The sequence below is a fragment of the Aurantimonas sp. E1-2-R+4 genome, assembly GCF_036549515.1.
Taxonomy (GTDB): Bacteria; Pseudomonadota; Alphaproteobacteria; order Rhizobiales; family Rhizobiaceae; genus Aurantimonas; species Aurantimonas coralicida_A.
The window spans coordinates 1-4,729 of the sequence record NZ_JAZHLK010000100.1 but is presented as its reverse complement, the minus strand read 5'-3'; the positions used below and the strand labels follow the sequence as shown (position 1 = coordinate 4,729).

At 61.2% G+C, this 4,729-nt stretch carries 2 protein-coding genes and 2 pseudogenes; 3 read left to right on the top strand and 1 reads right to left on the bottom strand.

Annotated elements, in window-relative coordinates:
- Window positions 1-167 (bottom strand): annotated as a pseudogene (locus VQ045_RS21245) (Mu transposase domain-containing protein); the annotation flags it as partial.
- 194 nt (window positions 168-361) lie between these two features.
- On the opposite strand from VQ045_RS21245, the gene istA reads away from it, so the two are divergent.
- The 3 genes and pseudogenes from istA (at window position 362) to VQ045_RS21230 (ending at window position 4,397) form a co-directional block, all read left to right on the top strand.
- Window positions 362-1,888, top strand: coding sequence for an IS21 family transposase (istA, locus tag VQ045_RS21240; protein ID WP_327648286.1), 1,527 nt, complete (start codon window positions 362-364; stop codon window positions 1,886-1,888).
- An 11-nt stretch (window positions 1,889-1,899) separates the two neighbouring features.
- A pseudogene (locus tag VQ045_RS21235) lies at window positions 1,900-2,280 on the top strand (ATP-binding protein); the annotation flags it as partial.
- A gap of 1,976 nt (window positions 2,281-4,256) precedes the next feature.
- Complete coding sequence (locus tag VQ045_RS21230; protein ID WP_442879929.1) at window positions 4,257-4,397, top strand: transposase; 141 nt, start codon at window positions 4,257-4,259, stop codon at window positions 4,395-4,397.
- The last annotated feature ends 332 nt before the right edge of the window (window positions 4,398-4,729 follow it).

Genomic DNA, 4,729 nt, shown 5'->3' with positions numbered 1-4,729 from the left:
GGGACCGAATAATCGTTGGTCTTGTAGCGCACAAGCGACTGGGCCGTTACCTTGACGCCGGCCTGATCGCACGCATCGAAAGGCGACGGCGGCAAGGAACGCATGGCCTCCAGCTCCCGCTGTAGGCGCGCGCCGATCGTCTCGCTCTCACCCCGCAGCCTGTCGCGTGCTGATTCCGAGGGATGTCGCCCCCTTGTTCCGAAATGATGTCGCCCCCCTGTTCCGAGAATTAGTCGCCCCCTGATTCCGAGATGATGCCGCCCCCTGATTGGCGGTGTTGGGCAAGGTCCGCTGCTGGGTTCAGGTTCGTCCCTTTGGATTGTCCAGAGGAGGGAACCAGATGCCGGCGGAGAGAATGACCATGCGGCGTGTCCGCGAGATTTTGCGATACCGGTTCGAAGAGGGACTGGGCCACAAGGCGATTTCGCACCGGGTGGGCGCGGCGCCATCGACGGTGCGCGAGACGCTGCGGCGCGCCGAGGTGGCAGGATTGGTCTGGCCGCTGGGCGAAGAGGTTACCGACGCGGTTCTGGAAGCCGCGCTCTACAAGGCCGCGGGCACGAAGACGGGGCACCGCCGCAGCGTCGAGCCGGACTGGGCGAAGATTCATCGCGAGCTCAAGCGGAAGCACGTGACGCTGCAGATCCTTTGGGACGAGTATATCGAACGCCACCCGGACGGCTATCGCTACAGCCGCTTCTGCGATCTTTACCGGGGCTGGGCGGCAAGTCTGCCGGTGACGATGCGGCAGAACCATGCCGCCGGCGACAAGCTGTTCGTCGACTATGCCGGCGACACGGTGACGGTGGTCATCGACCGGCTCACTGGCAAGACAAGGCAGGCGCATCTCTTCGTGGCGGTGCTTGGCGCGTCGAGCCTGTCCTATGCCGAGGCTCGCTGGACCGAGACGCTGCCGGACTGGATCGGCTGCCATGTGCACGCGCTGGAAGCATTCGGCGGCGCGCCGGCGCTGTTCGTTCCCGACAATGCCAAGGTCGCGGTGATCAAGGCCTGCCGCTACGACCCGCAGGTCAACCGGAGCTACGCCGCGATGGCGGCGCATTATGACAGCGCGGTGCTGCCGACCCGGCCGCGGCGGCCGCGCGACAAAGCGAAGGTCGAGGCGGCGGTGCTGATTGTCGAGCGCTGGCTGCTCGGTCGTCTGCGCCACCGTGTCTTTTACAGCCTGGCCGACGTCAACGCCGCGATCGGCGAACTGCTCGTCTATCTGAACGAGCGCCGGATATTGCGCCGGGTCGGCCGGACGCGGCGTCAGCTGTTCGAGGAGATCGATCGGCCGGCGCTGCGCCCGCTTCCCATTGAGCGCTACATCTTTGCCGAATGGCGGCTGCGCCGAGCCGGGCTCGATTATCATGTCGAGATCGAGCGCCATTATTACTCGGTTCCGTATCGCTTCGCGCGCGAGCAGGTCGAGGCCCGGATTACCGCAAACACCATCGAGTTGTTCCACAAGGGCGAGCGGATCGCCGCCCACATGCGCTGCAGCGGCAATGGCCGGCATACGACGGTCCCCGAGCACATGCCTTCTTCCCATCGGCGCTTTGCCGACTGGACGATCGAGCGGATCACCCGGGAAGCCTCCGCCGTCGGTTCCGATGCCGCGTTGCTGTGCGAGCGCATTCTCGCCGATCGCCCGCATCCCGAGCAAGGATTCCGCGCCTGCCTGGGCATCATCCGCCTGGTCAAAGGCTTCGGCCGGGAGCGGGTCAACGCGGCCTGCGGCCGTGCACTCGAGATCGGCGCGCGTACCTACGGGTCGGTTAGATCGATCCTCGACAACCGGCTCGACCAGACGCCGTCGCTGCGGGCGGCGGCACGAGATCCCATCGACCATCCGAACATCCGCGGCTCACGCTATTATCACTGAAGGAGACTGACATGCTTGCACATCCCACCCTCGACCGGCTGAATGCAATGGGGCTCACCGGCATGGCCAAGGCATTCGACGAACTCGCCGCCAATGCCGAGGCCGAGCAGCTGACCCATTTTGAATGGCTGGGCCTGCTGCTCGAACGTGAATGGAGCTGGCGCCACGACCGCAAACTCGCCGCGCGCCTCCGCTTCGCCAAGCTCCGTCACCAGGCGGCGCCCGAGGATGTCGACTATCGCAGCGAACGCGGGCTCGACCGCGCGCTGTTCCTCAAGCTCATCGCCGGCGACTGGATCGCCGCCCATGACAATCTGGCCATCTGCGGGCCATCGGGAGTCGGCAAGAGTTGGTTGGCCTGCGCCCTTGGTCACAAGGCCTGCCGGGACGACCCCCGCCCGCAGAGGCTGAAGCCAATTACTATGCAGCCACCGATAACCTCGATATGGTCGCATGACTCAAATGAAACCGCCTCCGGAAAACCCGGGACGCTTCAAAATGCCTCCGATGAAACTGGAGGCAGTGTCATGCCCCTGCGTTAAAGGGGGTTCCATTTGGATGAAAACTACCCCTCAAACAGGGGCCCTATTCCATGAAAAATCACAACGATGGGGCCACCGGCCTGATAGCCGGGGAGCTAAAAACCTGTTGAAGGCCAACACCGTCTCCACGCGAAAGCCTCTCGGCGAGACCGCAGAACGACCGTGAACCCCGCGACCGCTAGGAAGACGCCAGGGGAGAAGTAGCCGTAACCTCGCAGCAAAAGCTCGAACATCAAGGACGCGCACACGCAGTAGGAGAAGAGGATCGGGGGAGCGACCTGATGGACGCGTGTTGTTGCGATCTTCAACAACGAAAAAAGGGAAAACGCCACGAGCATCACGACGAGCACGAGGCCGACGTAGCCGAACTCGAATATGATTTTGGGGGCGAGGGAGCCTCCGTCTTTCCTGTTCTTGTAGACGTGGGCGATCGACCGGATCCGTTCCGCGATCTCTCCGGGAGGCAAGGTGCCCAGCGACTGAAATCCATAGCCGACCGTCGTCTTGTTCAGGGCCTTGAGAGCATCCTCCCACCCCTGCAGGAACACCAGGACGGTGAGGTTGGAACTCTCTGCACTGAGCCTCAATCGATCTGCGAAATATCCTCCTTGATAGCTCCTCTCTCTCTGTGTCGCGGATACATCATTCTGCACCCCGAGCTGTGACTCTTCAGACGCCGGAGACGCCGGAGACGACGGAGACGCCGGAGACGACGGAGACGCCGGAGNCGCGGATACATCATTCTGCACCCCGAGCTGTGACTCTTCAGACGCCGGAGACGCCGGAGACGACGGAGACGCCGGAGACGACGGAGACGCCGGAGACGACGGAGACGGAAGAATCTTGTAAACCGCAGAACAAACGATCACAAAGCTTAACGTGTAGATTATTGCTGCCGCTTTTTTATTTTTAACGTCACTCTTACATGTTCCCACAACCAATTTGAAGGCGAGCACAGCCGCGCCGACAAAGACAATCGCCATCAATATCAATGACGGTTGAGCGGTGGCGGTCAGGAAGTAAAGAGAAAGCATCGCCGTCGCCCAGGCAGGAGAGAAATAGGCGATGCCTGAAAGCATGAAAGGCGCGGCGGCCAAGGCATAATGGCTCGGTTCAGCGAACGGAAAAACATTCTTGGGATAATCCACATACGCAAGGACCAACGGTCTGATTAAGGAAGTCGCCAGTCCGATGAAGAGAAAGAACAGGTTTGCGTAAAGCGCTGCTTTTTCAGCATGGCCCTGCAAGAAGGGCGTACGTGTGCGAAGGATCACAGATCCAAGCGAAACGGCCGAGCAGACCAGGACGCCGTGCGCCGCGGCTTCGATGGAACTCCCCAGCAGATCCGGCGGTCCGGCAGTTGCGTTGAGGGTGGTCGACAGAAAGAGTGCGACCGCATAGACGGCGCTCCAGACGATAATCGGCAGCGTCGGCCGCGCGATCAGAAGCGTCACCAATGCGATGAAGAGAATTCCGGCGGCCAGCGATCCGACGGGCGCGACGACATAGACGAAGCTTGGAAAGCAAAACACAAAGGCAAAGTAAAAGTAGGTTATATATTCTCTATATCCGGTTATGTTCTTGATCATCAAGATTCTCTCAGAGTCCGTTTCGAAACTCACTGCGGCGGGTTCAAAGGCCCCTCGGATGGTCGCTCCGCAATGACATGATACCCGATTTCCGCGGGTTTGGGCGTCCCGGGTGAACCATGGAGGCTGGTCTTGGCAGGGTTTCGAAACGGCCTCTCAGTGTCCGCTCCAAAAATAAGTGAGTGATTTCAGCGGGTTGTGATTCTGTCGGATTGCTGAGCTTCGACGGAGATCACGATGTCCTGGACCGAAACCACCCGCCCGCACTATGAGCGGCGCTGCCCGCGCTATGCAAGCGATCTGACGGATGAGGAGTGGGAAGGGGTCGAACCGCATCTTCCACCGGCCAAAGCGGTGACGTCCCAGGACGTTCTCTAATCGCTTTTGTCAACGGGCTCCTTTCTCTTCGTTGATGCAGCGCGTGCCGGGCTCAGGGTCCGATTCGGCTTCGGTGCCGAGGTTGGGCTTTCCTCGCCCTGTGTCCAGATGGTCTTGGGGCTCTTCAGAAAGCCGTCGAGATCTGGTTGAACACCGGCGAACCCCGCCGCGGAACCGTCCGCCAGTGCCACCAGACGAGCCTGAGTTTCGCGAATGTCCCGCAGCAGTCTGGACTTGCCCCGCATTCGTGGCTCTTGCGCATGTTGTGTGGTCTTGAGGCGTCGCGACTCTTTCTAACACCGCAGATGATGCGGTGGAGGAAGCATGCCTCA